Consider the following 22,283-nt stretch of genomic DNA (forward strand, 5'->3'; position numbering starts at 1 on the left):
GGCTGCCCCGGGCCGCCGCTGACGGCCGGCCTGCCGCCGGGCTGACGGTGCCGGTCCGCCGGGCGATCCCGGGTCAGCCGCTGATCCGCCGCACCATCACCGTGTTGTCCTTACGGGTGCACGGTTCACCGTCCGGACTGGTCTGCGGGCGTTCGTACTCCGCGCAGCGCAGCACCTCCCACTCGCCGTCCGGCAGCTTCAGCTCCGCCAGCACCTCCTCGGTGGTGGGGAAGTGCACCTCGTGCGTGGGCCGTTCGGTCACGAAAGACGGCCAGTCCGCGTGGCCGACGATCAGCAGCACCCCGTCGGGCGCGACCTTCTCCGTCGCGGTGCGCAGGATGCGTTCCCTCGGCAGCTCGCCCCTGCTGTGCAGGAACTGCGCGGAGATCAGGTCGAAGGGTCCGCTGGGGAAGGTTTCGCCCAGATCGTCCCAACGCAACTCGACCCGCTCGGTGACACCGGCCTCCGCGACGTGTTCCGCCGCGCGGTCGAGCGCCACCCGGGAGATGTCGGTGCCGGTGACCCGCCAGCCGCGCTGGGCGAGCCAGATCGTGTCGGCGCCCTCGCCGCAGCCCAGGTCCAGCGCCCTGCCGGGGGGCAGGTCGGCGGCCTCGCGGACCAGTTCGTCGTTCGGGTTTCCGCTCCACATCCGCTCGTTCTCGGAGTAGCGGGCGTCCCACGCCTCCGCCTCGGTCTGGGGCTCCTGCTCGGACTGAGTGTCCTCGGTCATGCGTACTCCCTCGCGCTGCGTCGCTTGTCCTGTCCTCGGCCCTAGTGGAACCCGCATCCCGGAGCGACCGGAAACAGCGTTGCTATCTCGGCAACATGCTCTGTCGCATAGGTAAGTTTGTGGACATGTCGGGAGATCACATACGCGATCGTGGAGGCGCGAGCTCGGCTGGGAGTCATCGCCCGTGAGGTGAGCGCGACACGTGAGCCCGCTGTCATCGCGGACCACGGCAACATCATCGCGATGCCGGTCAGTCCCGCCGACGCGGCCGAGCTGGACGAGATGAGAGCTCTGGCGGCGTACCGGGAGCGGCGGGCCCGTGGTGAGTCAGCGGCTGTATCCCGTGAGGAGGCGTTTCGCCGGATCCTCGGCGATGACCCCGCATGATGTTGCATGTCGTTCGGGAGCCGGAAGCACTGTCCCAGGCCGAACGGCATGCCCAGACGGACCCTCCGGGGTGCGGCAGGTTCTCGCCGCTGTCGATCTACTCGTCAGCGAGCCCGAAGGGGGCTTTCGGCAGTGTTGACCTGTTACGCATTCACGTAGGGGCGTATCGCGTCCTGCACGAGATCACCGGGAGTCGGCGGCAGATCGGTGTGATCCATCTCGGCCGCCTGAGCTGACGGTCAGCGGTCCAGCGGACGGCCGGCAGCCCGGTCCACATCATGGACGGGGCGGACAGCGCATACGTGTTGTATCTAAGATGTACGCATGTCTTCCCCGTCCGCCACGACCGAGCCCCAGCCCGACCTCCGCCCCGCCGACGAACCGCAGGCCGCGCCCGCCAAGCAGCCGCCCGCCGCCGAGCGGGTGTACGCACACGTCAAGCAGGCCGTCCTGGAGCGCCGGTACGAGGGCGGCATGCTGCTCACCGAGGGCGAGTTGGCCGAGGCCGTCGGAGTCTCCCGTACACCCGTGCGGGAGGCGCTGCTGCGGCTCGAGGTGGAGGGACTGCTCACCCTCTACCCGAAGAAGGGCGCGCTCGTGCGGCCGGTCTCCGCGCAGGAGATCGCCGACGTGGTGGAGACCCGGCAGCTCGTCGAGGACCACGCCGTGCGGAAAGCCGCCGCGCACGTCCCGGCCGGACTGCCCGACCGGCTGGAGGAGATCCTCGCCGAACAGCGCGCCATGGCCGAGGCCGGCGACCTGACTCGGATGGCGGTCAGCGACCGCTGCTTCCACGCCGAGATCGTACGAGCCACCGGCAACGCCATCCTCGTACGCCTCTACGACCAACTGCGCGACAGGCAGTTGCGGATGGGTGTCGCCGTCATGCACGCCCATCCGGAGCGGGTCGCCAAGAACATCACCGAGCACGCCGCCATCCTCGACGCCATCCGCGCGGGCGACGCCGAGGCCGCGGCCGCCGCGGTGCGCCGACACGTCGGTCGGGTACGGGACCTCGTGCGCGGTGATCTGCCGTGAGCGGTATACGCGCCGGTGGTGGCTCCGCCACCGCCGAGGGCGAGTCCGGGCTGGGCGGCGGCCGTGCCGTGCTGGTGTGGAGCATCGGGGTCGCCGTCTACTTCGTCGCGATCACCTTCCGTACGAGCCTGGGCGTCGCCGGAATCGACGCCGTCGAGCGCTTCGAGGTCAACGCCTCCGCGCTGTCCACCTTCTCGCTGCTCCAACTGCTCGTCTACGCCGGCATGCAGATCCCCGTCGGCCTGCTCGTCGACCGGCTGGGCACCAAGAAGGTGCTGGCGCTCGGCGCGACGCTCTTCACCCTCGGGCAGTTCGGCTTCGCGCTCGCCGAGTCGTACCCGCTGGCGCTGGCCTGTCGCGCCCTGCTCGGCTGCGGCGACGCGATGACCTTCATCAGCGTGCTGCGCCTCGGCACCCGCTGGTTCCCCGCCCGGCGCGGCCCGTTGGTCGCCCAACTGGCCGGGTTGGTCGGGATGGCGGGCAACCTGGTGACCACGCTGCTGTTCGCCCGCCTGCTCAGCTCCCTCGGCTGGACCCCCGCCTTCGCCGGCAGCGCGCTGGCCGGCGTGCTGGTGCTCGTGCTCCTGCTGCTCTTCCTCCGGGACCACCCCGAGGGCCACGCCCCCGAGCCACCGCCCCGGATGGGCCGGGCCTACGTACGCCGGCAGATCCTGGAGGCCTGGCGGGAGCCGGGCACCCGGCTGGGCATGTGGGTGCACTTCACGACGCAGTTCCCCGGCATGGTGTTCCTGCTGCTGTGGGGCATGCCGTATCTGGTGGACGCGCAGGGCATGTCCCGCGGGCACGCGGGGGAGTTGCTGACCCTGGTGGTCCTCTCGCACATGGCGATCGGGCTGGTCTACGGGCAGATCATCGCCCGGCACCGGGCCGCCCGCGGCCCGATCGTGCTGGGCACCGTCGCGGCTAGCGCCACCGTCTGGACCGCCGTGCTGGCCTGGCCCGGACACGCGCCGCTGTGGCTGCTCCTGCTGCTGTGCGGGTCACTCGGCGCCTGCGGTCCCGCCTCCATGATCGGCTTCGACTACTCCCGGCCGGCCAATCCGCCGGAACGGCAGGGCACCGCCTCCGGCATCGTCAACATGGGCGGCTTCACCGCCTCCATGACCACCATGCTGACCGTCGGCGTGCTGCTCGACCTGACCGGGGACAACTACCGGATCGCCTTCACCGTGATCTTCGTGATCCAACTGCTGGGCGTCAGCCAGATCCTGCGGCTGCGCCCTCGCGCGCACCGGCGGGAGGACGAACGGGTCGTCGCCAGCCGGGTGGAGACGGTGCACGTGCCGGCCTGACGCCGTACGGGCGGTGCGGTGTCGGTCGTACGGCCGGCCCCCGCCGCCCCCGCGGCCCGTGCTGCCCCTGTGGCCCCGCCGTCCCCGCGGCCCGTGGGCGCCGCTGGTGGCGTACGAACCGCGCGGCACCGGCACCCCCACACAGCTAGCACGGGCTACGGCACCACCGAGAAGGCGCGCAGGATCGCCTCGCCCAACTCGCCGTCGCCCTCCACCTTGACCCGCTCGCTCACCGCGTCCGGCCGCACCCGGCCGCAGGCCAGCCGTACGTACGTGTCCCAGTCCAACGACAGCGTGACCACCGGGCCGAGGGAGGGGCTGCCGTCCACCGAGCCCCTGCCCTCCTGGTCCACCCGGACCGTGCGCAGGAACTCCACCGGCCCGCTCACGTCGAGCACCACCGCCGAACCCTTCGGCGCCCGCGCCCCCTTGGCGACCACCTTCGGGAGGCCCTCCACCAGCACGTCCCGAGCCACCAGCGCTCCCGGGGAGTCGAGATTGCCCGGGGCACGCAGCGCTCGACGGATGTCCTGCTCGTGCACCCAGACGTCGAACGCCCGCAGCAGCAGCTGCCGTTCCAGCGTGATGTCGTCCTCCCCGGGGAGCACGTGCCGCGCCTCGGCGTCCGGCTGCCGCTTCTCGTTCCGCAGCTGCCGCCCGCGCCGGATGATGGTGTACTCGAGTTCGCTGGTCATCTCCGGCCCGGTGTGGTGCCGGCGCACGTCCACCTGGATCTCCATGTGGCGGCTGTACTCGTCCTTGACGTGATAGATGTCGCTCGGCAGCGTGTGGATGGGACGCGGGTCACCCAGCAGCTCGCACTCGATCCCGATGACGTGCGAGACGACATCCCGGACCGACCACCCGGGGCAGTCGGTCGCGCGGTTCCACTCGCCCTCGGAAAGCGGGCTCACCAGCTCGGATATGGATTCGATGGACTGCTTCCAGGCATCGACGTAGGGCTGAAGGCTTGGGTGGTCGGACACTGGACCCCTCGGCAGTACGGTCGTTCGGCGGGCTGGCTGCTCTCAAGTTACGTGGCGTACGGGCGCCCTGGCAGTGGTTTCACAGGACGATGCTATGTCCTTCGGATCCTGGGACCCACCGGATGGTGGTACGGTTCGCGCCGCTTCGTCGAATCCGCGCAACTCGTGGGCGACCGACCCGCTTTCCGGCCGCTTCCCAGAGCGCCGGCGCCGGCGGCCGGGAGCCGTTACTCGCCTCCGCCGTCCTTCCCGTCCGCCTCATCCTCGGAGCGCTCCATCAGCCGGTCCACGCACACCGCCACCGCGATCAGCACCGCCGGGTCCGAGTCCTCCCGCTCGACCTGCACGGCGTACGTGTCCCGCAGCCGGAACCACTTGCGCGAGACCCGGGCCAGCCGCTCGCCCTCGTACTCGATGTCGTACTCCTTGCCGACCAGGTCACCGCGGATCTCCAACTCCTCGCCGGTGGCCAGCTCCGCGCGGTAGACCGTGCGCATCGGGGTGAAACGCTTCTCCCGTACGGTCACCATCACCTTGCCGTCCCGCTCCACCCGCATGGTGTCCCGCAGGCTGATGGCCTTCTTCCGGATGACCGCGAGGACGTTGCCCGCTCGGTCCTTCAGCTCGAAGGTCTCGCGCAGACGCAGGGCCTTGCCGTCGATGAGGTAGGCGCGTTCGCCGTTCTCGTCCTCCACCCAGAAGTCGTCGCCGATGCCGAACACCCGTTCCCGGACCAGATAGCGCATACTCATGCCCGCAGCCCTTCCCCGGCCGGGCCCTGTTCTCACCGGGGCGGGACCGACGGCGACCGCGTGGTTCGGCGGACGGGCGGCGGCATGGAGTCGGTGATACGGCCCGTCGCGTCTTCCTCTTGAGGCGCTCAGTTCCGTGGCGTGATGTTCGCGTTGAGGCGGAAGAGGTTCGCCGGGTCGTACGTCGCTTTGACGCTGGTGAGCCGTTCGTAGTTGGCCCCGTAGCCCTGGCGCAGGAGCTGCTCGCCCTCCTCGAGAAAGCCGGGGAAGTTGAGGTAGACGCCGCCGGTGGAGAACGAGGCCAGATCAGCGGCGGTGTTCCGCGCCCAGGCCGTGTTCGCGTCCGAGCCGCTTGGTTCCTCCCAGTTTCCTTCGATTCCGAGCAGGTAGGACGCGCCGCGGTTGGCGAAGGCGGTATCCCGCTCACCCACAGCTGCCATCGCGCCCCCCTGATACCAGACGTCGATGGTGGAGGCGGGGGACGGTGCCGTGGCGACATGTGAGGTCAGCTGCTCGATCAGTTCGTCGCTGAGCCGGGGCACGTTCACGGACTTCCAGTAGTAGTGCCAGCCGTCCGGGTAGTCGTCGTTCAGGACGGTCTGCGCCGCGACGTACGTGGTGACGCCGCTGAAGTCACAGATCGGTTCGGCGACTCGGCGAAGCGGTAGCAGGGCTTGCTCCCCTTCAGTCGGATCACCGGGGAACAGCGCCAACAGCGCCACGAAGGGCTCTCCGTGCGATTCCGGCGGGAAGTCCGCGGTTTGCGGAATCCGGCCGAGCACCGCGACCGGGCCCGCCTGCTCGGGCGCCTCGGACACGTACTGTTCGCCGGCTCGCAGCACGGCCTCGGCACGGTCCACGGGATGGAACACGAAGCAGAAGTACACCTCCGGCCCCACGGGATGCAGGCGGTACTCGAAGGAGGTCACGACGCCGAAGTTGCCACCACCGCCGCGTATCGCCCAGAAGAGGTCAGCGTGCTCGCTCTCGCTGGCGGTGAGCACCGTCCCAGCGGCTGTGACCACCCGCGCCGATATGAGATTGTCGCAGCTCAGCCCGTACTTGCGGCGGAGCCAGCCGATGCCTCCGGACAACGTGAGACCGGCGATGCCCGTAGCGGAGACCACCCCCATGGGGGTGGCGAGCCCGTGGCGTTGCGTCGCCTGGTCGAGGTCGGCGAGTGTGCAACCGCCCTGTGCGCGCGCAGTACGCCTCGCAGGAGCCACGTCCACGCCCGTCATCCGCGACAGGTCGATCACCAGCCCGCCGTCGCAGACGGCGTGGCCGGCCACGCCGTGGCCGCCTCCGCGCACCGCGAGCGGCAGTCCGTGGTCGCGGGAGAAGTTCACCGCGGCGACCACGTCCTCCTCGCTGGCGCACCGCACCAGCAGCGCGGGATGTCGGTCGACGACACCGTTCCAGAGTTTCCGGGCCGGTTCGTAGCCCGGGTCCCGGGGCCGGATGAGCTGTCCGCGCAACCTCGTGGCCAACTCGTCCTCGATCGAGCTGGGAACCTCGATTCCCCTGCCGTGTCGGCTCTCCTCCAGGACCGGTGTGCTGTCGCGAGGACCGTGTCGCACGTTCATGGCGATCGCCTCCCACACTCCAGCGTCACACTTGACGGAAAGAGGCGCCACCGACGGCGGCGCCCCCTGAACGTGCCGTGCGCACATGTTCGCTTCGTGTGTCGAGAAGCCTGTCACCGGGCTACACGAACCGGGACGTGCGGAGGCGTCGACCGGAAGTCGCGGACCGTATCCGTCCTCATCGGGCTCTACCTTGTGACCATGGACACCACGACCAACGCACCCGTCGACTGGAACGCCGAACTGCGCGACCAGCTCGAGTGGCACTGGGCCAACCAACTCCGCCCGCGACTCGACGGGTTGACCGACGACGAGTACTTCTGGGAGCCGGTCGCCGAATGCTGGAACCTCCGCCCGCGTGGTGAGAGCGACGCGCCGATCAGCGTCGGCGGCGGCGCGTACACGATCGACTACGGCTTTCCGGAGCCGACGCCCGTGCCGGTGACCACCATCGCCTGGCGGCTCGGCCACCTGGTGGTCGGCGTGTTCGGCGCGCGGAACGCCGCGCACTTCGGCGGGCCGCCCATGGACTACGAGAGCCATGTCTACGCGGGCACGGCGGCGGAAGCCCTGGAGCAGCTGGATCAGGGGTACGCCCGATGGATCGAGGGGGTGCGCGGGCTCGGGGAGAGCGGGCTGGCGAGGCAGTGCGGCGAGGTGGGCCCGTTCTCGGAGCGTACGATGGCCGCGCTCGTGCTGCATATCCACCGCGAGATCGTGCACCACGGAGCCGAGATCGCCCTGCTGCGGGATCTGTACCTGCGGGAGTGAGCGCGCGCCCGTGTCACGGGGAGCCGACGAGCGCGTCGGGTGCCGGGACCTGACCGGATACGTCCGCCGTTGGGCGGCGCCGCGCGGGTGTGTTCCCGGCGTGGACGCCGCGCCGTACGCTTCCGGGTTGTCCCCGCCGTCGGCCGTGACGGGTCACAGGTCCGGGCGGTACTCCATCTCCCGCTCGTCGGCCACGCTGTGCGTGTGCACGAAGCCGGCCTTGCGGTAGAAGGCTTCGGCGCGTTCGTTGTTCCGGTGTACGAGCAGCCGCACCCGGCTCACGCCCTCCTCGGCCATCGCCCAGCCGACGGCGGCCCGGACCAGATCCCGCGCCACAGTGCCACCCCGGGCCTCGGCGCGTACGAAGACCGCGACGAGATGCGCCTGGCGCCGCTCGACGCGCTGTCCCATGAAGTCCTGTGTGCCGGCTTCCTCCAGGATGACGGTCGCCGTGCCCGCCCAGTCGCCCGTCGGCTTCTCGGCCACGAACTGGCGGTTGGGGCCGCGCTCGGATCCGTTGGCGGTGCGTTCCCGCCAGTACGCCTCCGGCCGAGCCAGGGCCCGTTCGTGGGTCTCCATGAAGGCGACGGAGGCCATCGGGTCCGTCAGCGAGGCCAGGCGCAGCTCCCTCGCGGCCGGCCACTCGTCCGCCCGCACCGGCCTGATCAGACAGTCGCCGCTGGTGCCGTTCTCGTCGTTCGTGCCGCTCATGCCGCTCATGGTTCGGTCCGTGAGGCGCCCGCGCAACCGGATTGCGACGCGCACGGCGGGTCTCGCCGAGGTCGGAGAGGCGGTGCCTAGTCCACACACCCCAGTCTCTCCCCGCGCATCCGCGCGAGGTCCACGCAGTCGTGCAGACACTCCGTCAACCGACGGGTGGTGAACCGTAGTTCCCGCGCGGTGAGCGTGGTTTCCTCGGTGAGCAGGTGTCGGGTGAGCCACAGCACCTGCTCCGCGTTCCCGAGCATGCTGGCCTCGACGGTGTCGGCCATGGTGGACAGCAGTCCGCTCGGATCGTCGGTGCTGAGGTACGCGGGCTTGCCGCTGTCCGTACGCCACGGGAGCCGGCGGAGGCCGGCGAGGGCTTGGGGGGCTTCGCTCAAGGGGCACGCTCCATCGTGTCGTGGGACCCGGGGTCTTCGCGGTGTCGCGTCGCCGGGGCGCCTTGACACAAGCATACCGAAGTCTACCGAAGTATGCTCAAGATGCGAAGAATGCCGAGGCGTACTGAACTCGTGTGCATGAGCATCGATCGGACCCGGGCCATGTGGCCACAGATCGCCACCGCGATCACCGGGCGCATCAAGGACGGGACCTATCCACCGGGCAGCAAGATCCCGAGTGTGGTGCAGCTCGCCGCCGAGTTCGACGTCGTGAACAGCACCGCACAGCGCGCCATGGAAGCCGTGCGTGCGGAGGGCCTGACCCGCTCGGAGGCTGGCATGGGCACCTTCGTGCTGACGCCGGAGGAACGGGACCGCTGACCGTACGCGCTGCCGCACCACCCGAGCCCGGACACCGACCGGGCTCGCGCCCGTACGAGCCGTGACTACAGCCGCAGCAGGCCGGCGGCCGTCGGGCGGAAGCCGCAGCGCTGGTAGAAGCCCTCCAGCCGTGGCTCGTAGTCGACGTGTAGCCACCGCGCCCCGCGCGCCCGCGCCTCCTCGGCCCCGGCGCGTACCAGCCGTACGCCCAGGCCACGGCGGCGAGCGTCCGGACGTACCGTCGTGTCCAGCACGAAGGCGTGCGCGCCCCCGTCGGTGGCGAGGTTGACGAAGCCGACCAGCTGGTTCCCCCGATGCGCCGCGACCCAGGCGAGGCTGTGGGACAACACGGGGGCGAAGGAGGTCGGTTGGTGCTCCGGCCAGGACGCCTCGAACAGCGCGTTGAGTTCGTGATCCGTCAGCTCCGGACACACGGTCAGCACCGTGTCGTCCGCCGGCGCCGCCGTATCCTTCGCCATGCCGAGCAGTCTGCCCCGTATACGCGGGGATCCGATACCACGGGTAGGCTCGCCGGATTCCGTTCAGCCACAGCCCGCAAGGACGTCTGACCCGATGACCTCCACCACGGCCGCCGAGATGCTCGAACTCTTCGGCGAGGAGCACCTGGTACGCCCCGATCCGTCGGCCTCCGTCACGAAGGGCGCCGACGAGGAGGACGCCCGACTCCTCGCCGACGTTGGCCTGCCCGTCGAGCTGGACATCGTCTTCTCGCTGGAGGTGGAGGGTGACCCGAGGATCTTCCGGGCGCTGCTCGGCATCCCGGTCGGGCTGGACGAGCCGCTGGACGCGCTGATCCTCGGTGGACCCACCGGGGAGCCGCAATTGCGGTACGTCCTCGACCTGCGGCGCGGCCGCGTCATGCTGCTCGCCTTCGAGGAGAGCGGGCCGCAGGCCGAGGTCATCAACTCCACGCTGCGGGACTTCCTGGACTTCCTCAGCCACTACGCCCGGCACCGACAGCGGTTGGCCGCCGACATGCAGCGGGACGCCGCTCCGGAGGTGGAACGACTGGCGGCTCGGATGCGGGAGCAGGACCCATTGGCCTTCCGCACGGAGGACGGCCTGTGGCCGGTCGTCCTGGACGCCCTCGCCCCGTAGCGGCACCAAGCTGTGGCTCGACGCCGTGCCCGTGGCTACTCCCACACCGGCCGTGCGTCCTTCCACAGGGCGGCGACATGCCCCGCGAAGCGGTCGTACAGGCCGTCCTCCGCCTGTCGGCGCAAACGCAGCATCGGAGAGTCGTGCCCGAGCAGCGATGACAGGTGCGGTGTCACCAGCGCCTCGTCGTCGAAGAGGAACACGGACAGCGCGATATGGCGGTCGCTGAACCGAGCCCGCACTCCGTCGACTTCCCGTAGTCTCTACAACGCGTCCAGGGTGACGCCGATACGGGTGGAAACGGTCAGGGTGACGTCTTCGATTTCCTCCCGTTGCCGGGTGACCGACGATTCCGGATCACCTACGAGGACGTGCACCTCGCAGCCGTTCTCGGCTTTGCGTTGGAGACGTTCGACCAGGCGGGGTTGTTCCTGCCACAGGAAGTAGTTCGTGTATCCGGCGAAGACGATGCGACGCTCGGCCGCATCGATCAGCCGTGACCACACGGGGGACGGACATGCGTTGCGGTAGGGGTAGGCGTCGAGGATCTCGCGTTCGGGTCCGGTCTTCACGGAAGAGCGCACAGCCTTTGGCCACAACACCGTTTCGCTGACTCCTAGCACTTCGGCGACGTCGGCACTGGTCCGAGGATGCGGGATCTTGAGTGGGTCCGTGAGCCAACGCTCGACCGTCTTCCTGGTCACACCCACTCTAGTTGCCAAGCCACCGGTACCAAGCTGGGCACTGCGCATAGCATCGCTCAACGCGGTGTTCAAGAGTTCTCCATAGGACGTTTGGGCTTTTTGGAACGCTACCGTGAGATGCGATCTGTGTACCTTCGGTGCCTGCGAAAACCTCGTGAGGGTGACCGATCGTGCTGGCATGACTTCACATTCTCAGCACGCCAGGACAGCCCGATCTGCCGACCCTCAGGCGGCTCTACCTTCTTGATCGGTTTGATCGAGCCATTCGTAGGGTTGGGTCGCCCAGGGGTGCTGGGTGTGGCTATCAGGCGGCTGCCGTCTCGTGGCATACGACGCTTCGCCGCCCGGCACCCCACGACGACTCGGCCGCCGATTAGGAAGTGCGAGCAAGTCGCTGTGTAGAGCAATGCCGGCGAGGTCGTCCGTGGCATGAACAGCACGAACACGTACGTCAGGAGCGCGATGAGCCGGATATGGGCGGGGATCGACAGCGGTAAGGGACACCATCACGGCCTCGCCCTGGACGCGGACGGCAAGACGCTGCTGTCGCGGCGGGTGGCCAACGACGAACCCGAGCTGCTGAAGCTGATCGGCAACGTTCTGGACCTGGCCGACGGCCGCGAGGTCACCTGGGCCATCGACATGACCGGCGGGGAACCCGCGCTGCTGCTGGCCTTGCTGGTCAGCCACGGCCAGCAGGTCCTCTACATGCCCGGCCGTCTGGTGAACCGGGCCCCCGACGGCTACCGCGGCGAAGGTAAGACAGACGCCCGCGACGCCTACGTCATCGCCGACCAGGCGAGGATGCGCCGCGACCTGCGGCCCATCCGCCCCGGTGACGAGGCCGCCGTCGAACTCAAGCTGCTGACCGGACGTCGGTCCGACCTGGTCGAGGACCGCACCCGCGTCGTCAACCGCCTGCGCGGCACCCTGCTGAGCATGTTCCCGGCCCTGGAACGGGCTCTGGATGTGACGAATACCGGTCCGCTCAAGTTGCTGACGGGTTACCAGACCCCAGCTGCGATCCGCCGAATCGGGAGCACCCGGCTGACCACATGGCTCGCCAACCGCAAAGTCCGCAACGCGAGAGCCCTGGCCGAAGCGGCCGTCGAAGCCGCCGAGCGCCAGCACACCGCTGTCCCCGGGGAGAAGACCATCGCGAAGCTGGTCCACACCCTGGCCGAGGAGGTGATGGCCCTCAACGAGCGGATCGCCGAAATGGACAAGCTCATCGAGGGCCGGTTTCGCGAGCACGAGCTCGCCGACATCGTCCTGAGCGTCCCCGGCATCGGGGCGACCCTCGGTGCCGAGTTCCTCGCCACCATCGGCGGCGGCCTGGACGAGTTCGATTCCCCGGACGCCCTGGCCGCCTTCGCCGGCGTCGCCCCCGCACCTCGCGACTCGGGCAAGGTCAGCGGCAACCTCCACCGGCCGATCACCTACCACCGGAGACTCCAGCGTGTCTTCTACACCTCCGCGCTGGTCAGCGTCCGCTACGACCCAAACTCGCGGAAGTTCTACGACCGCAAACGCGCCGAAGGGAAGAAGCACGTCCAGGCCGTGCTCGCCCTCGCCCGCCGACGCGTCAACGTCATCTGGGCCCTGATCCGTGACGGTCGGTGCTATCAAGTCACACCTCCGGTGACCACAGCCGCTTGACAACAGCATTAGGAAGCGTCGCCAGCCAGAGTGACGTCCTCTCCGGACGGCCGGCTCATCACGATCTCGGACCCTGACCCGGAGCAGGCGGCGATGCTAGCCGACGCGAAGCACGTCTGGTCGCTCGCACAGGCCACGCTGCTGCTCGATCCCGACGATGTGTCGGTCGGCGAGTTGCGCGGGACGTTGAGGTTTGTCGCTGAGGCATTGCACAACGTCATCGGGTTCGTGGAACCAGTAGCCCCGAGGGCGTCTGGCAGGCTGGACGTATGACCCACCGAACCCGGGTGCGTGCCCCTGAGCTGCGCGGACGTGGCTGGTTGAACACTGGCGGCGAGGAGCTGTCGCTCGCCGAGCTGCGTGGCCGTGTGGTGTTGCTCGACTTTTGGACCTTCTGCTGTGTCAATTGTCTGCACGTGCTGGACGAGTTGCGGGAGCTGGAGGAGCGGCACGCGGACAGCCTGGTGATCATCGGGGTGCACTCGCCGAAGTTCGCGCACGAGGCCGAGCCGGAGGCCGTGATGGACGCCGTCGAGCGGTACGGCGTGCGGCATCCCGTGCTGGACGACCCGGAGTTGGCCACCTGGAAGCAGTACGCCGTACGCGCCTGGCCCACCCTCGTGGTCATCGACCCGGAGGGCTACGTCGTCGCCCAGCACGCCGGCGAGGGTCACGCGCACGCGCTGGAGACGGTGGTCACCGAGCTGGAGGCGGAGCACGCGGCGAAGGGCACGCTGCGGCGCGGCGACGGGCCGTACGTACCGCCCGAGCCGGTCGCCGGCGACCTCCGCTTCCCCGGCAAGGTGCTGTGGCTGCCGGGGCCGGAGCCGGGGCCGGGATCGGATGCCGGTGGGCGCTTCCTGGTCAGCGACACCACCCGGCACCAGTTGGTCGAGCTGGCGGCGGACGGCGTGACCGTGCTGCGCCGGATCGGCGAGGGCGTACGCGGACTGCGCGACGGCCCGCCGGAGGAGGCCCGGTTCAGCGAGCCACAGGGCCTGGCGCTGCTGCCGGACGGCGGCGTGGCGGTGGCGGACACCGTCAACCACGCGCTGCGTCGCTACGACCCGGACACCGGCGCCGTGAGCACCCTGGCGGGCACCGGCGCGCAGTGGTGGCAGGGCTCGGCCACGAGCGGACCGGCGCGCGAGGTGGCGCTGTCCTCGCCGTGGGACGTGGCGTGGTTCGCCGGACGGCTGTGGATCGCGATGGCCGGCGTGCACCAACTGTGGGCGTACGACCCGACGGACGGTTCCCACGTCACCGCCGGCGGCACGGTCGCCGCGGTGGCCGGCACCACCAACGAGGGGCTGGTGGACGGCCCCGCCGCCGAGGCGTGGTTCGCGCAGCCCTCCGGGCTGGCGGCGACCGAGGACCGGCTGTGGATCGCCGACTCCGAGACCTCCGCGCTGCGTTGGATGGACCGGGACGGGACGGTGCGTACGGCGGTCGGCAGCGGACTGTTCGACTTCGGGCACCGGGACGGGGACGCCGAATCCGCTCTGTTCCAGCATCCCTTGGGGGTGACCGCGCTGCCGGACGGCTCGGTCGCGATCGCGGACACGTACAACCACGCGTTGCGCCGTTACGACCCCGCCACGCACCAGGTCAGTACGCTGGCCACGGACCTGCGCGAACCCTCCGGCGCGGTGCTGGCGGGAGACACACGAGAGCCGGCCGGTGGGGCGGAGGAGCTGCTCGTCGTGGAGTCCACGCGGCACCAACTAACCCGGCTGCGGCTGCCGGAGGAGGCCGTACGTGTCGCGGAGGTGGCGCACCGTACGCAGCGCGCGGCCACCGAGGTGGCGCCCGGCGAGCTGCGGCTCGAGGTGGTGTTCCAGCCGCCGGCCGGGCAGAAGCTGGACGAACGGTACGGGCCGGCGACCCGCCTGCTGGTCAGCGCCAGCCCGCCGGAGCTGCTGGCCGAGGGTGCGGGCGAGGGCACGGAGCTGAGCCGGCCGCTCGTCCTGGCGGACGGGGTGGCGGAGGGCGTGCTGCACGTCTCGGCGATGGCGGCGTCCTGTGATGACGCGCCGGAGGTGGAGTATCCGGCCTGCCATGTGCACCAGCAGGACTGGGGCGTGCCGGTGCGGGTGAGTGAAGGGGGCGCGGCCAGGCTGCCGTTGGTGTTGGCGGGCCTGGACGGCTGACCGGCTGGTCGGCCACCGACGCTGGTCGCTGACCGCCCGCCCGGCACTGATCGGTCGACCGACACCGGGCACTCGCCCGGCGGGATCGGCTGATTCGCGAGGTGATGTGATCCCCGTGCGCATACGTCAGGCGAACTGAGTCTCCGGTGCTGAACTGCCCTGTCTCACTCGGCCTCCTCACTCGGCCTCCTCACTCGGTCTCGTCTCGCCAGCGAGAACCGGAACATGTCCGGTGAGACGGGGCAGGACGGCACCGTCCAGGGAGCGGCCCGGCTAGTCGGTCAGGAACGCCGTCAGGGCGTTCGCCAGCAGGTACGGGTCGTCCGCGCCGCACAGCTCCCGCGCGGAGTGCATGGACAGGATCGGGACGCCGATGTCCACCGTTGTGATGCCGTGCCGTGCGGCGGTGATCGGGCCGATGGTGGTGCCGCACGGCATGGCGTTGCTGGAGACGAAGTGCTGCCAGGGCACGCCCGCCCGCTCGCAGGCACCCGCGAAGATCGCGCGGCCGGGACCCTCGGTGGCGTACCGCTGGTTGACGTTGGTCTTCAGGATCGGCCCGCCGTTCGGCATCGGGCGGTGGCCCGGCTCGTGCCGCTCGGGGTAGTTGGGGTGCACGGCGTGGCCGGTGTCGGAGGACAGGCAGACGGTGCCGGCGTACGCCCGCGCCCGGTCCTCGTGCGTGCCCCCGCGGGCGTACACCGAGCGGTCCAACACCCGGCCCAGCAGCGGGCCGTCCGCTCCGGTGTCGGTCTGGCTGCCGTTCTCCTCGTGGTCGAAGGCCGCCAGCACCGGCACCGCGCCCAGGTCCGCGCGCTCGGCCGCCGCCAGCAGCGCGGCGACGCCCGCGTGCACCGACAGCAGGTTGTCCATGCGCGGGCCGGCGACGAGTTCGCGCTCCCGGCCCAGATAGGCCGGCGGCTCGACGCTGTGCGTCATCAGGTCCCAGCCGGTTACCTCGCCGGGCCGGACGCCGCTCTCCTCGGCGAGGAACGCGATGAGTTCGCCCTCGCTGGGCTTGCCGAGGCCCCAGATCGGCGTCATGTGCTGCTGCTTGTCGAGCTTCAGCCCCTCGTTGACCTGGCGGTCCAGATGGATGGCGAGCTGTGGCACGCGCAGCAGCGGGCGGTCGACGTGCACCAGCCGGCTGGAGCCGTCCCGCAGGGAGAGCCGGCCGGCCAGGCCCAGGTCGCGGTCCAGCCAGGAGTTCAGCAGCGGCCCGCCATACAGCTCCACGGCCACCTGTCGCCAGCCGCTGGAGCCGGTGTCCGGGATCGGCTTGACCCGGAGGTTCGGGGAGTCGGTGTGCGCGCCGGCGATCCGGAACGATGCTTCCGGACCGGCGGCCTCCGGGACGTACCAGGCGATCAGGGTGCCGCCTCGCACGACGAACCGCCCGCCCGCGCCGCCGTCCCACGCCTCGGTCTCCGAGAGCCGCCGGAAGCCGGCCCGCTCGAGGGACTCCGCCGCGCTCGCCGCCGCGTGATACGGCGTGGGTGCGGAGGCCAGGAAGGACAGCAGACCGTCGGTGTGGGCGCGGTCGAACGGAGCCGTGGCGTTGGTGGTCATGGCGGTCAGCATACGGACGATCTCCCCGCCGTGGGTGGCCGGATCGAGGTCTGTGGATAACTCTGCCAGCCGGCCCGCTGGTTGGCGGGTGGGTGCGCCGATACCGGCACACAGGCGAGGGCCGTGCTCCCCCGACCGGGAGCACGGCCCTCCGCCGTCACGGCCTCAGAACGCCGCTCGGAACGCCGCTCAGAACGCCGCTTCGTCCAGGTCCATCACCGAGGAGTCGACGGACTCGGCCAACGAGCGCTGCACGGCCAGCCCCGGCAGGACGTTCGCCGCGAAGAACCTCGCCGCCGCGATCTTGCCCTCGTAGAACGCCTTGTCCTTCGCGGTCGCCTGCGGCAGCTTCTCGGCCGCGACGGCCGCGCCGCGCAGCAGGAGGTAGCCGATCACGACGTCGCCGGAGGACAGCAGGAAGCGGGTGGTGTTCAGGCCGACCTTGTAGATGGACGTGACGTCCTGCTCGGTGGCGGCCAGGTCGGTCAGCATCGCGCCGACGATGGCCTCCAGGTCCGCCGCGGCCCGGGAGAGCTGGTCGCGGGACGTGGACAACTCCTCGCCGCCCTTCGCCTCCGCGAGGAACTTCTTGATCTCCTCGGACAGCGCGGTCATGGCCTGGCCCTGGTCCCGCACGACCTTGCGGAAGAAGAAGTCCTGGCCCTGGATCGCGGTGGTGCCCTCGTAGAGGGTGTCGATCTTGGCGTCCCGGATGTACTGCTCGATCGGGTACTCCTGGAGGTACCCGGAGCCGCCGAGGGTCTGGAGCGACTGGGCCAACTGCTCGTACGACCTCTCCGAGCCGTAGCCCTTCACGATCGGCAGCAGCAGGTCGTTGAGCCGGTGCTCGGCGGAGGCGTCCTCGCCGGCGTGTTCCTTGAGCAGGATCTCGTCCTGCACGGAGGCGGTGTAGAGCACCAGCGAGCGCATGCCCTCGGCGTACGCCTTCTGCGTCAGCAGCGAGCGGCGTACGTCCGGGTGCCGGGTGATGGCGACGCGGGGCGCGGTCTTGTCGGTGAACTGCGCCAGGTCCGCGCCCTGCACCCGATCCCTGGCGTATTCCAGGGCGTTGAGGTAGCCGGTGGAGAGGGTGGCGATGGCCTTGGTGCCGACCATCATCCGGGCGAACTCGATGATCTTGAACATCTGGCGGATGCCGTCGTGCTTCTCGCCCAGCAGCCAGCCCTTGGCCGGGGCGTTGGCGCCGAAGGTCAACTCGCAGGTGTTGGAGACCTTGAGACCCATCTTGTGCTCGACGTTGGTGGCGTAGACGCCGTTGCGCTCGCCCAACTCGCCGGTGTCCCAGTCGAAGTCGTACTTCGGCACGATGAACAGGCTCAGGCCCTTGGTGCCGGGGCCGTGGCCCTCTGGGCGGGCGAGGACGAAGTGCACGATGTTGTCGGAGAGGTCGTGCTCGCCGGAGGTGATGAAGCGCTTCACACCCTCGATGTGCCAGCTGCCGTCGCTCTGCCGGACCGCGCTGGCGCGGCCGGCGCCCACGTCCGAGCCCGCGTCCGGCTCGGTCAGCACCATCGTGGAGCCCCACTGCCGCTCGGTCATCAGTCCGGCGATCTTGTGCTGCTCGTCGGTGCCCTCCTCGTGCAGTACCCCGGCGAAGGCCGGACCGGAGGCGTACATCCAGATCGCCGGGTTGGCGCCCAGGATGCTCTCGGCGAAGCCCCACAGCAGCGAGCGCGGCGAGGTGGTACCGCCGATCTCCTCGGGGATGCCGATCCGCCACCACTCGGCGTCCATGTACGCCTGGTAGCTCTTCTTGAACGAGGCCGGTACGGGCGCGGTGCTGGTGTCGGGGTCGAAGACGGGCGGGTTGCGGTCCCCGTCCTCGTAGGACTGGGAGAGCTCGTTCTCGGCGAGTTTGGTGATCTCGCTGAGCACGCTCTTGGCGGTCTCGACGTCCATCTCCGCGAACGGTCCGGTGCCGTACACCGCGTCCCGGCCGAGCACCTCGAAGAGGTTGAACTCGATGTCGCGCAGATTCGACTTGTAGTGGCCCATGGCGACGGCTCCGTATTGACTCGTTCCTACCGGCAAGTATCAATCATGATGCTACCGGTCGGTAATAAGACGCAAGCCCTCATGACCCATGTGTGACTGGTTACTCTTGCCCGCATGTACGGCTATGACCAGAACGCGTCTCCGGGGCACGGGCGCCATCACGCTGGACAGCGACAGGACGCGCAACAGCAGCACGTCGGTCATCAGGCCGGTCAGCAGCAGGCCGGTCAGCATCAGGCCGGTCAGCAGTACGCTGCCCGGCACGCGCAGCACGCCCGGCACGCGGGCGGTCAGCAGGCCGGCCAGCACGCACAGCACGCCGGCCAGCACGCCGGCCAGCACGCGGGTCAACAGCCGTACGCCGGCCAGCAGTACGCCCAGCAGTACGGGAGCCAGCAGTACGCCCAGCAGCAGTACGGCCAGCAGTACGCCGATCCGTACGCCAGCCCGGGACCGGCGTACGAGGAGCAGCCCCCGCCGCCGTACGGCCAGGAGCCGCTCTATCCCGAGCCCTCCCCGCCCACGCTCACCGACGCCGTGCGCGGATTCACCACCGGCGCGATGGGCAGCGAGGAGTTCCAGGGGCTCTTCTCCGCCTCCAAGGTCTACTGCCCGCGCGGGGACACCCCCGGCTTCCTCGCGCTGCACGACACCCAGCAGCCGGTGATCCCGATGTTCAGCACCCTCAAGGAGCTGCGCCGGTACGCCGGCAAGGAGTCGAAGTACTTCGTGATCACCGGTGCCGAGGTGCTGGACCTGCTGCCCTCCGGATACGGTTTCGTGCTGGACATGGAGGGCGAGCACCGGGTCGTCTTCGACGCGAAGGCGGTGGAGGAGATGGTCGACTACGCGATGCGGCGGATGTACGGCTGAGTCGTACCGTCGAGGGCGTACGGGCTGACGAGGGCGTATGGGCTGAGGGGTGCCGCTGGTCGTGGAGGGTCCGGGAACCCAGGGGAACCGCCACCCGTTCCCCTGGTCAGAGCCCGCCGATTCAGGCCGGGCCTGTCAGGTTTCCCCGTCCGTGCTGGCGGGGACGTAGACCGGGCGTGTGGGACTCCCCCCCAGTCCCGCCGCCCTTCGGAGGGGCGTGGCACCTCTATCCCCCGTGAGGTGCCGCGTCCCTCGCCTTGTCGCGCGTCTCGCCCCCGGAGTCGACGGGTCGGGTTTCCGCGTCGGATGCGCTCTCCGCGCTGTGGGCGCTGTTCGTGTCGTCCGCGCTGTGCGTACGGCCCATGTCGTACGCGCCCTCCAGGCCCTCCAGGCTCTCCAGGCCCTCCGTGTCGGCCGCGCCCGCCAGCCCGCTCATGTCGTACGGGTCCTCCGCGCCCCCGATGCCCTCGGGGCCCTCCCGCAGGTGGAACCAGATGCACTTGCCGTCCCCGCGCGGCTCCACGCCCCAGTCCCCCGCGAGCGAGTCCAGCAGCATCAACCCACGCCCAGATGAGGCCAGTTCGCCGGGGGAGCGCCGGTGCGGCAGCTCCTCGCTGCCGTCCGCGACCTCGACCTGGAGCAGCCGGCCCTCCGGTGGGCCGCTGACCTGAAGGATGAGCAGGGCATCGTTGTCGGTGTGCACCAGGACGTTGGTCAGCATCTCGGACAGCAGCAGCACAGCGGTGTCGAGCTGTCCCTGGTTCGCCCAGTCGTGCATCAGGCTCCGCAACTGGTTCCTGGACTCGGCGATCCGCTCTGGTTCCGCCTGCGCGACGGTCAGCACCGTACGGCGCACGGCGTGCCGTTCCGGGCACTTCCCGGGGCCGGTGCTGGCCCGACGCAGCAGCAACAACGCGATGTCGTCCCCGCGCCGGTCGGCAAGCGGGCCCGGCCGATGGTGCGAGGCGGGTCCGTGTACGGCGTGCAGCAGCGCGTCCGCCAGGGCCTCCAGGTCCTGGCCGCTCCCCACGTCCGCCGAGGCACCGTCCGCCGTTGCCTCGGAATCAGTTGCCTCGGAATCAGTTGCCCCGGAATCCGTTGCCCCGGAGCCCGTCGCGCTGGGCTGGGCCGCGCAGACCTCCGCCAGCCGGGCCCAGCCGGAGTCGGCGTCGTGCCCGCCGGTCTCGATCAGCCCGTCCGTACACAACAGCAGCGTCTCGCCGGGCTCCAGCAGCAGCCGCGTCCCCGGGTAGTCGGCGGCCGGGTCCACGCCGAGGGGCGGGCCACCGGCGGTCGAGCGGACGAGCAGCGGGGCGTCCGGCATCCGGGTCGCCGGTTCGGGGTGACCGGCTCGCGCGATGTCCAGGGTGCCGGAGGCGGGGTCCACCTCGAGGTAGAGACAGGTGGCGAAGCGTGGTTCGGACTCCGCGTCGGACGTGCCGGACGTGCCGGACGTGCGGGACGTGCGGGACGTGCCGGACGGGTCTGATGCGCCTGACGTGCCGCCCGGTCCGTCCGCCCGCGTCTCGGCGGCGCCGTTCAGTTCCGCGAGGAACCGGGAGGCGCGGGCGAGCACCGCGTCCGGACGGTGCCCCTCGGCGGCGTACGCGCGCAACGCCACCCGCAGCTGCGACATCAGGCCGGCGGCCCGCACGTCGTGGCCCTGCACGTCGCCGATCACCAGCGCCGTACGCCCGGACGGCAGCGGGATCACGTCGTACCAGTCGCCACCGACCTGCAGGCCGCCGCCGGTCGGTACGTACCGGGCGGCCAGCTCCAGGCCATCGGCGTCGGGCCGGGACACCGGGCGCAGGGTCTGTTGCAGGCCGGCGGCCAACTCCCGTTCGCTCTCGTGCTCCTGGGCGCGCTCGAGGGCCTGCGCAAGCATCCGGGCGACGGTGGAGAGGACGGCCCGTTCGTCCGGGGTGAAGGAGACCGGCTGAGAGAAGGCGGCGAGCCACGCGCCGATGGTGCGCCCGGCGACGATCAGCGGGAGGAAGGCCCAGGACTGTCGCTCGAAGCCCGCGGCCAGCGGCCAGGTGGTGGGGAAACGGTGCCGGTAGTCCGCCGGGCTCGGCAGGTAGACCGCCCGGCCCGTACGCACCACCTGGGCCGCTGGATAGTCCGTCTCCAGCGGCATGTCCACGAAGGGGCCCTCGTCGCCGGGCGCCTGTCCGTGATGACCGATAACCGACAGCCGCGCGCCGTCCGTGCCGAAGACCGCGAACCCGTCGGGGGTGAAGCCGGGCATGGCCAGGGCCGCCGCCACCCGCAGCACCTCCGCCGTGGAGCGGGCCTCGGCCAGCGCGCGTCCAGCGTCCAACAGGAACGCCTCGCGGGAGCGCCGCCAGTCGCCGGTGACCGGGGTCTGCACCGGAGCGGCGGCCGTACGCGTACGCGGAGGGTGCGTCGCTGGCCGCGCGTCCCGTGCCGGAGGGGCCTGGGCGGGCTGCTGCGCATGTGCGGGCTGCTGCGCACGGCCGGACCGCCGCGACTGCCCGGCGTCCGTGGCGGAGGGCTCGTGGGGTGTGCTCGGGGGCTGCTGCGGTACCTCCGAGATGACCCCGACGAGGTCGTGCGGCTGCCCGCCGCCCGTCCGTCGGGCGGCGGGTGTCCCGTGTCCCGCCGTACGGTCCGCCGGCTCCTCGTCGGCCGGGACGGCGCGCAACCGGATGCGTACGGTCCGCAGGACGGCGCCGTCCTCCGTGACGATCCGCACCATCGCCTCGGCGAGCAGGCCCTCGGCCAGGGCGAGGGTGGCGATGTCCGCCAGCTCGACGTAGTCGACGACGTGGATGCGCTCCCGGAGGGCCTCCTCCGGGAGGCGGAACGTGCCGTCGTGCTCGCTCGGCGGCCTCGAGATCCCGAACAGTCGAGCCGCGCTCTCGTCCAGGGTGATCGTGCCGGAGTCGTCGTTCCATCGCCAGACGCCGGCGCCCAGAGCCGCCAGTACGTCATCCGTGCGCATTGCCCCACTTTATGCATGTATGGGAAATCGAGGCGAGTGCGGGTAAGAGCGTCCGGCGGTGGGCGAGTGGGAGAAGGAGGGTGTCGAGGCCCAAGTCCGGCAAGGCGGAGCAGGGAGGCAGCCGGAGGCGCTGTCGACCGACGACAACGCAGCCGGGCGCCGGGCATCGGCGACCGAC

The 22,283-nt window shown here is 70.4% G+C and carries 21 protein-coding genes and 1 pseudogene; 10 read left to right on the forward strand and 12 right to left on the reverse strand.

The window, feature by feature from the left end:
* Positions 1 to 73: 73 nt before the first annotated feature.
* On the reverse strand, positions 74 to 730 hold the full coding sequence (locus tag AN216_RS21600) for an SAM-dependent methyltransferase (protein ID WP_070198383.1): 657 nt from the start codon (positions 728 to 730) through the stop codon (positions 74 to 76).
* A 189-nt stretch (positions 731 to 919) separates the two neighbouring features.
* Between AN216_RS21600 and AN216_RS21605 the strand changes: the two genes are divergently transcribed.
* The 3 genes from AN216_RS21605 (at position 920) to AN216_RS21620 (ending at position 3,468) form a co-directional block, all read left to right on the forward strand.
* Positions 920 to 1,117 (forward strand): type II toxin-antitoxin system prevent-host-death family antitoxin, encoded by a 198-nt coding sequence (locus AN216_RS21605; protein WP_244502577.1) that lies wholly within the window; start codon positions 920 to 922, stop codon positions 1,115 to 1,117.
* 324 nt (positions 1,118 to 1,441) lie between these two features.
* A complete protein-coding gene (locus AN216_RS21615) occupies positions 1,442 to 2,155 on the forward strand; it encodes a GntR family transcriptional regulator (RefSeq protein ID WP_070198386.1) in 714 nt (237 codons plus the stop codon).
* Positions 2,156 to 2,160: 5 nt separating this feature from the next.
* Positions 2,161 to 3,468 carry an MFS transporter gene (locus tag AN216_RS21620; protein WP_070198411.1) on the forward strand — a complete coding sequence of 436 codons (1,308 nt, stop codon included), beginning with the start codon at positions 2,161 to 2,163 and terminating at the stop codon, positions 3,466 to 3,468.
* Between the two features lie 155 nt (positions 3,469 to 3,623).
* Here AN216_RS21620 and AN216_RS21625 read toward each other — a convergent pair whose 3' ends face one another.
* The 3 genes from AN216_RS21625 to AN216_RS21635 form a co-directional block, all read right to left on the reverse strand.
* Positions 3,624 to 4,454: a maleylpyruvate isomerase family mycothiol-dependent enzyme gene (locus tag AN216_RS21625; RefSeq protein ID WP_070198387.1), complete on the reverse strand. Its 831-nt coding sequence runs from the start codon at positions 4,452 to 4,454 to the stop codon at positions 3,624 to 3,626.
* 227 nt (positions 4,455 to 4,681) lie between these two features.
* Entirely contained in the window at positions 4,682 to 5,200 is a 519-nt protein-coding gene (locus AN216_RS21630; protein ID WP_070198388.1) for an LURP-one-related/scramblase family protein, read from the reverse strand.
* Between the two features lie 134 nt (positions 5,201 to 5,334).
* Entirely contained in the window at positions 5,335 to 6,792 is a 1,458-nt protein-coding gene (locus AN216_RS21635) for an FAD-binding oxidoreductase (RefSeq protein ID WP_079166832.1), read from the reverse strand.
* 201 nt (positions 6,793 to 6,993) lie between these two features.
* Here AN216_RS21635 and AN216_RS21640 point away from each other — a divergent pair, with 201 nt between their 5' ends.
* Positions 6,994 to 7,563 carry a DinB family protein gene (locus AN216_RS21640; RefSeq protein ID WP_070198413.1) on the forward strand — a complete coding sequence of 190 codons (570 nt, stop codon included), beginning with the start codon at positions 6,994 to 6,996 and terminating at the stop codon, positions 7,561 to 7,563.
* A 153-nt stretch (positions 7,564 to 7,716) separates the two neighbouring features.
* On the opposite strand, the gene AN216_RS21645 is transcribed toward AN216_RS21640, so the two are convergent.
* The gene (locus AN216_RS21645) at positions 7,717 to 8,274 is read right to left on the reverse strand and encodes a GNAT family N-acetyltransferase (RefSeq protein ID WP_070198414.1); all 558 of its coding nucleotides are present in this window, start codon (positions 8,272 to 8,274) and stop codon (positions 7,717 to 7,719) included.
* An 86-nt stretch (positions 8,275 to 8,360) separates the two neighbouring features.
* On the reverse strand, positions 8,361 to 8,666 hold the full coding sequence (locus AN216_RS21650) for a hypothetical protein (RefSeq protein ID WP_070198389.1): 306 nt from the start codon (positions 8,664 to 8,666) through the stop codon (positions 8,361 to 8,363).
* 138 nt (positions 8,667 to 8,804) lie between these two features.
* On the opposite strand from AN216_RS21650, the gene AN216_RS21655 reads away from it, so the two are divergent.
* Positions 8,805 to 9,047, forward strand: coding sequence for a winged helix-turn-helix domain-containing protein (locus tag AN216_RS21655; protein WP_070198390.1), 243 nt, complete (start codon positions 8,805 to 8,807; stop codon positions 9,045 to 9,047).
* 65 nt (positions 9,048 to 9,112) lie between these two features.
* On the opposite strand, the gene AN216_RS21660 is transcribed toward AN216_RS21655, so the two are convergent.
* On the reverse strand, positions 9,113 to 9,526 hold the full coding sequence (locus AN216_RS21660) for a GNAT family N-acetyltransferase (protein ID WP_079166828.1): 414 nt from the start codon (positions 9,524 to 9,526) through the stop codon (positions 9,113 to 9,115).
* 94 nt (positions 9,527 to 9,620) lie between these two features.
* Between AN216_RS21660 and AN216_RS21665 the strand changes: the two genes are divergently transcribed.
* Entirely contained in the window at positions 9,621 to 10,166 is a 546-nt protein-coding gene (locus tag AN216_RS21665; RefSeq protein WP_070198391.1) for an SUKH-4 family immunity protein, read from the forward strand.
* A gap of 35 nt (positions 10,167 to 10,201) precedes the next feature.
* On the opposite strand, the gene AN216_RS30910 is transcribed toward AN216_RS21665, so the two are convergent.
* Both AN216_RS30910 and AN216_RS21670 read right to left on the reverse strand, forming a co-directional pair.
* Entirely contained in the window at positions 10,202 to 10,408 is a 207-nt protein-coding gene (locus AN216_RS30910; RefSeq protein WP_338059275.1) for a hypothetical protein, read from the reverse strand.
* Positions 10,409 to 10,429: 21 nt separating this feature from the next.
* Positions 10,430 to 10,942, reverse strand: a complete 513-nt coding sequence (locus AN216_RS21670; RefSeq protein ID WP_338059276.1) for a phospholipase D-like domain-containing protein — start codon at positions 10,940 to 10,942, stop codon at positions 10,430 to 10,432.
* Positions 10,943 to 11,332: 390 nt separating this feature from the next.
* On the opposite strand from AN216_RS21670, the gene AN216_RS21675 reads away from it, so the two are divergent.
* Genes AN216_RS21675 through AN216_RS21685 form a run of 3 tightly spaced genes read left to right on the forward strand, consistent with a single transcriptional unit; the run spans position 11,333 to position 14,679 of the window.
* Positions 11,333 to 12,529, forward strand: coding sequence for an IS110 family RNA-guided transposase (locus AN216_RS21675; RefSeq protein ID WP_070198392.1), 1,197 nt, complete (start codon positions 11,333 to 11,335; stop codon positions 12,527 to 12,529).
* 30 nt (positions 12,530 to 12,559) lie between these two features.
* A complete protein-coding gene (locus AN216_RS21680) occupies positions 12,560 to 12,802 on the forward strand; it encodes a hypothetical protein (RefSeq protein ID WP_070198393.1) in 243 nt (80 codons plus the stop codon).
* The gene (locus AN216_RS21685) at positions 12,799 to 14,679 is read left to right on the forward strand and encodes an NHL domain-containing thioredoxin family protein (protein ID WP_070198394.1); all 1,881 of its coding nucleotides are present in this window, start codon (positions 12,799 to 12,801) and stop codon (positions 14,677 to 14,679) included. The genes AN216_RS21680 and AN216_RS21685 overlap by 4 nt, the downstream gene beginning before the upstream one ends.
* A 273-nt stretch (positions 14,680 to 14,952) precedes the next feature.
* On the opposite strand, the gene AN216_RS21690 is transcribed toward AN216_RS21685, so the two are convergent.
* Positions 14,953 to 16,248, reverse strand: a complete 1,296-nt coding sequence (locus AN216_RS21690) for a M18 family aminopeptidase (protein ID WP_070198416.1) — start codon at positions 16,246 to 16,248, stop codon at positions 14,953 to 14,955.
* A 189-nt stretch (positions 16,249 to 16,437) separates the two neighbouring features.
* Complete coding sequence (locus AN216_RS21695; RefSeq protein WP_070198395.1) at positions 16,438 to 18,264, reverse strand: acyl-CoA dehydrogenase; 1,827 nt, start codon at positions 18,262 to 18,264, stop codon at positions 16,438 to 16,440.
* A gap of 384 nt (positions 18,265 to 18,648) precedes the next feature.
* On the opposite strand from AN216_RS21695, the pseudogene AN216_RS21700 reads away from it, so the two are divergent.
* Positions 18,649 to 19,137: pseudogene (locus tag AN216_RS21700) on the forward strand (SseB family protein); the annotation flags it as partial.
* Positions 19,138 to 19,363: 226 nt separating this feature from the next.
* On the opposite strand, the gene AN216_RS21705 reads toward AN216_RS21700, so the two are convergent.
* On the reverse strand, positions 19,364 to 22,105 hold the full coding sequence (locus AN216_RS21705) for a SpoIIE family protein phosphatase (RefSeq protein ID WP_070198396.1): 2,742 nt from the start codon (positions 22,103 to 22,105) through the stop codon (positions 19,364 to 19,366).
* Between the last annotated feature and the right edge of the window lie 178 nt (positions 22,106 to 22,283).

The organism is Streptomyces oceani, from assembly GCF_001751245.1.
In the GTDB taxonomy this organism is placed as follows: domain Bacteria; phylum Actinomycetota; class Actinomycetes; order Streptomycetales; family Streptomycetaceae; genus Streptomyces; species Streptomyces oceani.

What these genes read in the sequence shown, in the direction of transcription:
- AN216_RS21615 (WP_070198386.1), top strand. Translation starts at nt 1,442, where the DNA reads ATGTCTTCCCCGTCCGCCACGACCGAGCCCCAGCCCGACCTCCGCCCC.
- AN216_RS21630 (WP_070198388.1), bottom strand. Translation starts at nt 5,200, where the DNA reads ATGCGCTATCTGGTCCGGGAACGGGTGTTCGGCATCGGCGACGACTTC.
- AN216_RS21600 (WP_070198383.1), bottom strand. Translation starts at nt 730, where the DNA reads ATGACCGAGGACACTCAGTCCGAGCAGGAGCCCCAGACCGAGGCGGAG.
- AN216_RS21690 (WP_070198416.1), bottom strand. Translation starts at nt 16,248, where the DNA reads ATGACCACCAACGCCACGGCTCCGTTCGACCGCGCCCACACCGACGGT.
- AN216_RS21695 (WP_070198395.1), bottom strand. Translation starts at nt 18,264, where the DNA reads ATGGGCCACTACAAGTCGAATCTGCGCGACATCGAGTTCAACCTCTTC.
- AN216_RS21640 (WP_070198413.1), top strand. Translation starts at nt 6,994, where the DNA reads ATGGACACCACGACCAACGCACCCGTCGACTGGAACGCCGAACTGCGC.
- AN216_RS21705 (WP_070198396.1), bottom strand. Translation starts at nt 22,105, where the DNA reads ATGCGCACGGATGACGTACTGGCGGCTCTGGGCGCCGGCGTCTGGCGA.
- AN216_RS21675 (WP_070198392.1), top strand. Translation starts at nt 11,333, where the DNA reads ATGAGCCGGATATGGGCGGGGATCGACAGCGGTAAGGGACACCATCAC.
- AN216_RS21685 (WP_070198394.1), top strand. Translation starts at nt 12,799, where the DNA reads ATGACCCACCGAACCCGGGTGCGTGCCCCTGAGCTGCGCGGACGTGGC.
- AN216_RS21645 (WP_070198414.1), bottom strand. Translation starts at nt 8,274, where the DNA reads ATGAGCGGCACGAACGACGAGAACGGCACCAGCGGCGACTGTCTGATC.
- AN216_RS21655 (WP_070198390.1), top strand. Translation starts at nt 8,805, where the DNA reads ATGAGCATCGATCGGACCCGGGCCATGTGGCCACAGATCGCCACCGCG.
- AN216_RS21665 (WP_070198391.1), top strand. Translation starts at nt 9,621, where the DNA reads ATGACCTCCACCACGGCCGCCGAGATGCTCGAACTCTTCGGCGAGGAG.
- AN216_RS21660 (WP_079166828.1), bottom strand. Translation starts at nt 9,526, where the DNA reads ATGGCGAAGGATACGGCGGCGCCGGCGGACGACACGGTGCTGACCGTG.
- AN216_RS21635 (WP_079166832.1), bottom strand. Translation starts at nt 6,792, where the DNA reads ATGAACGTGCGACACGGTCCTCGCGACAGCACACCGGTCCTGGAGGAG.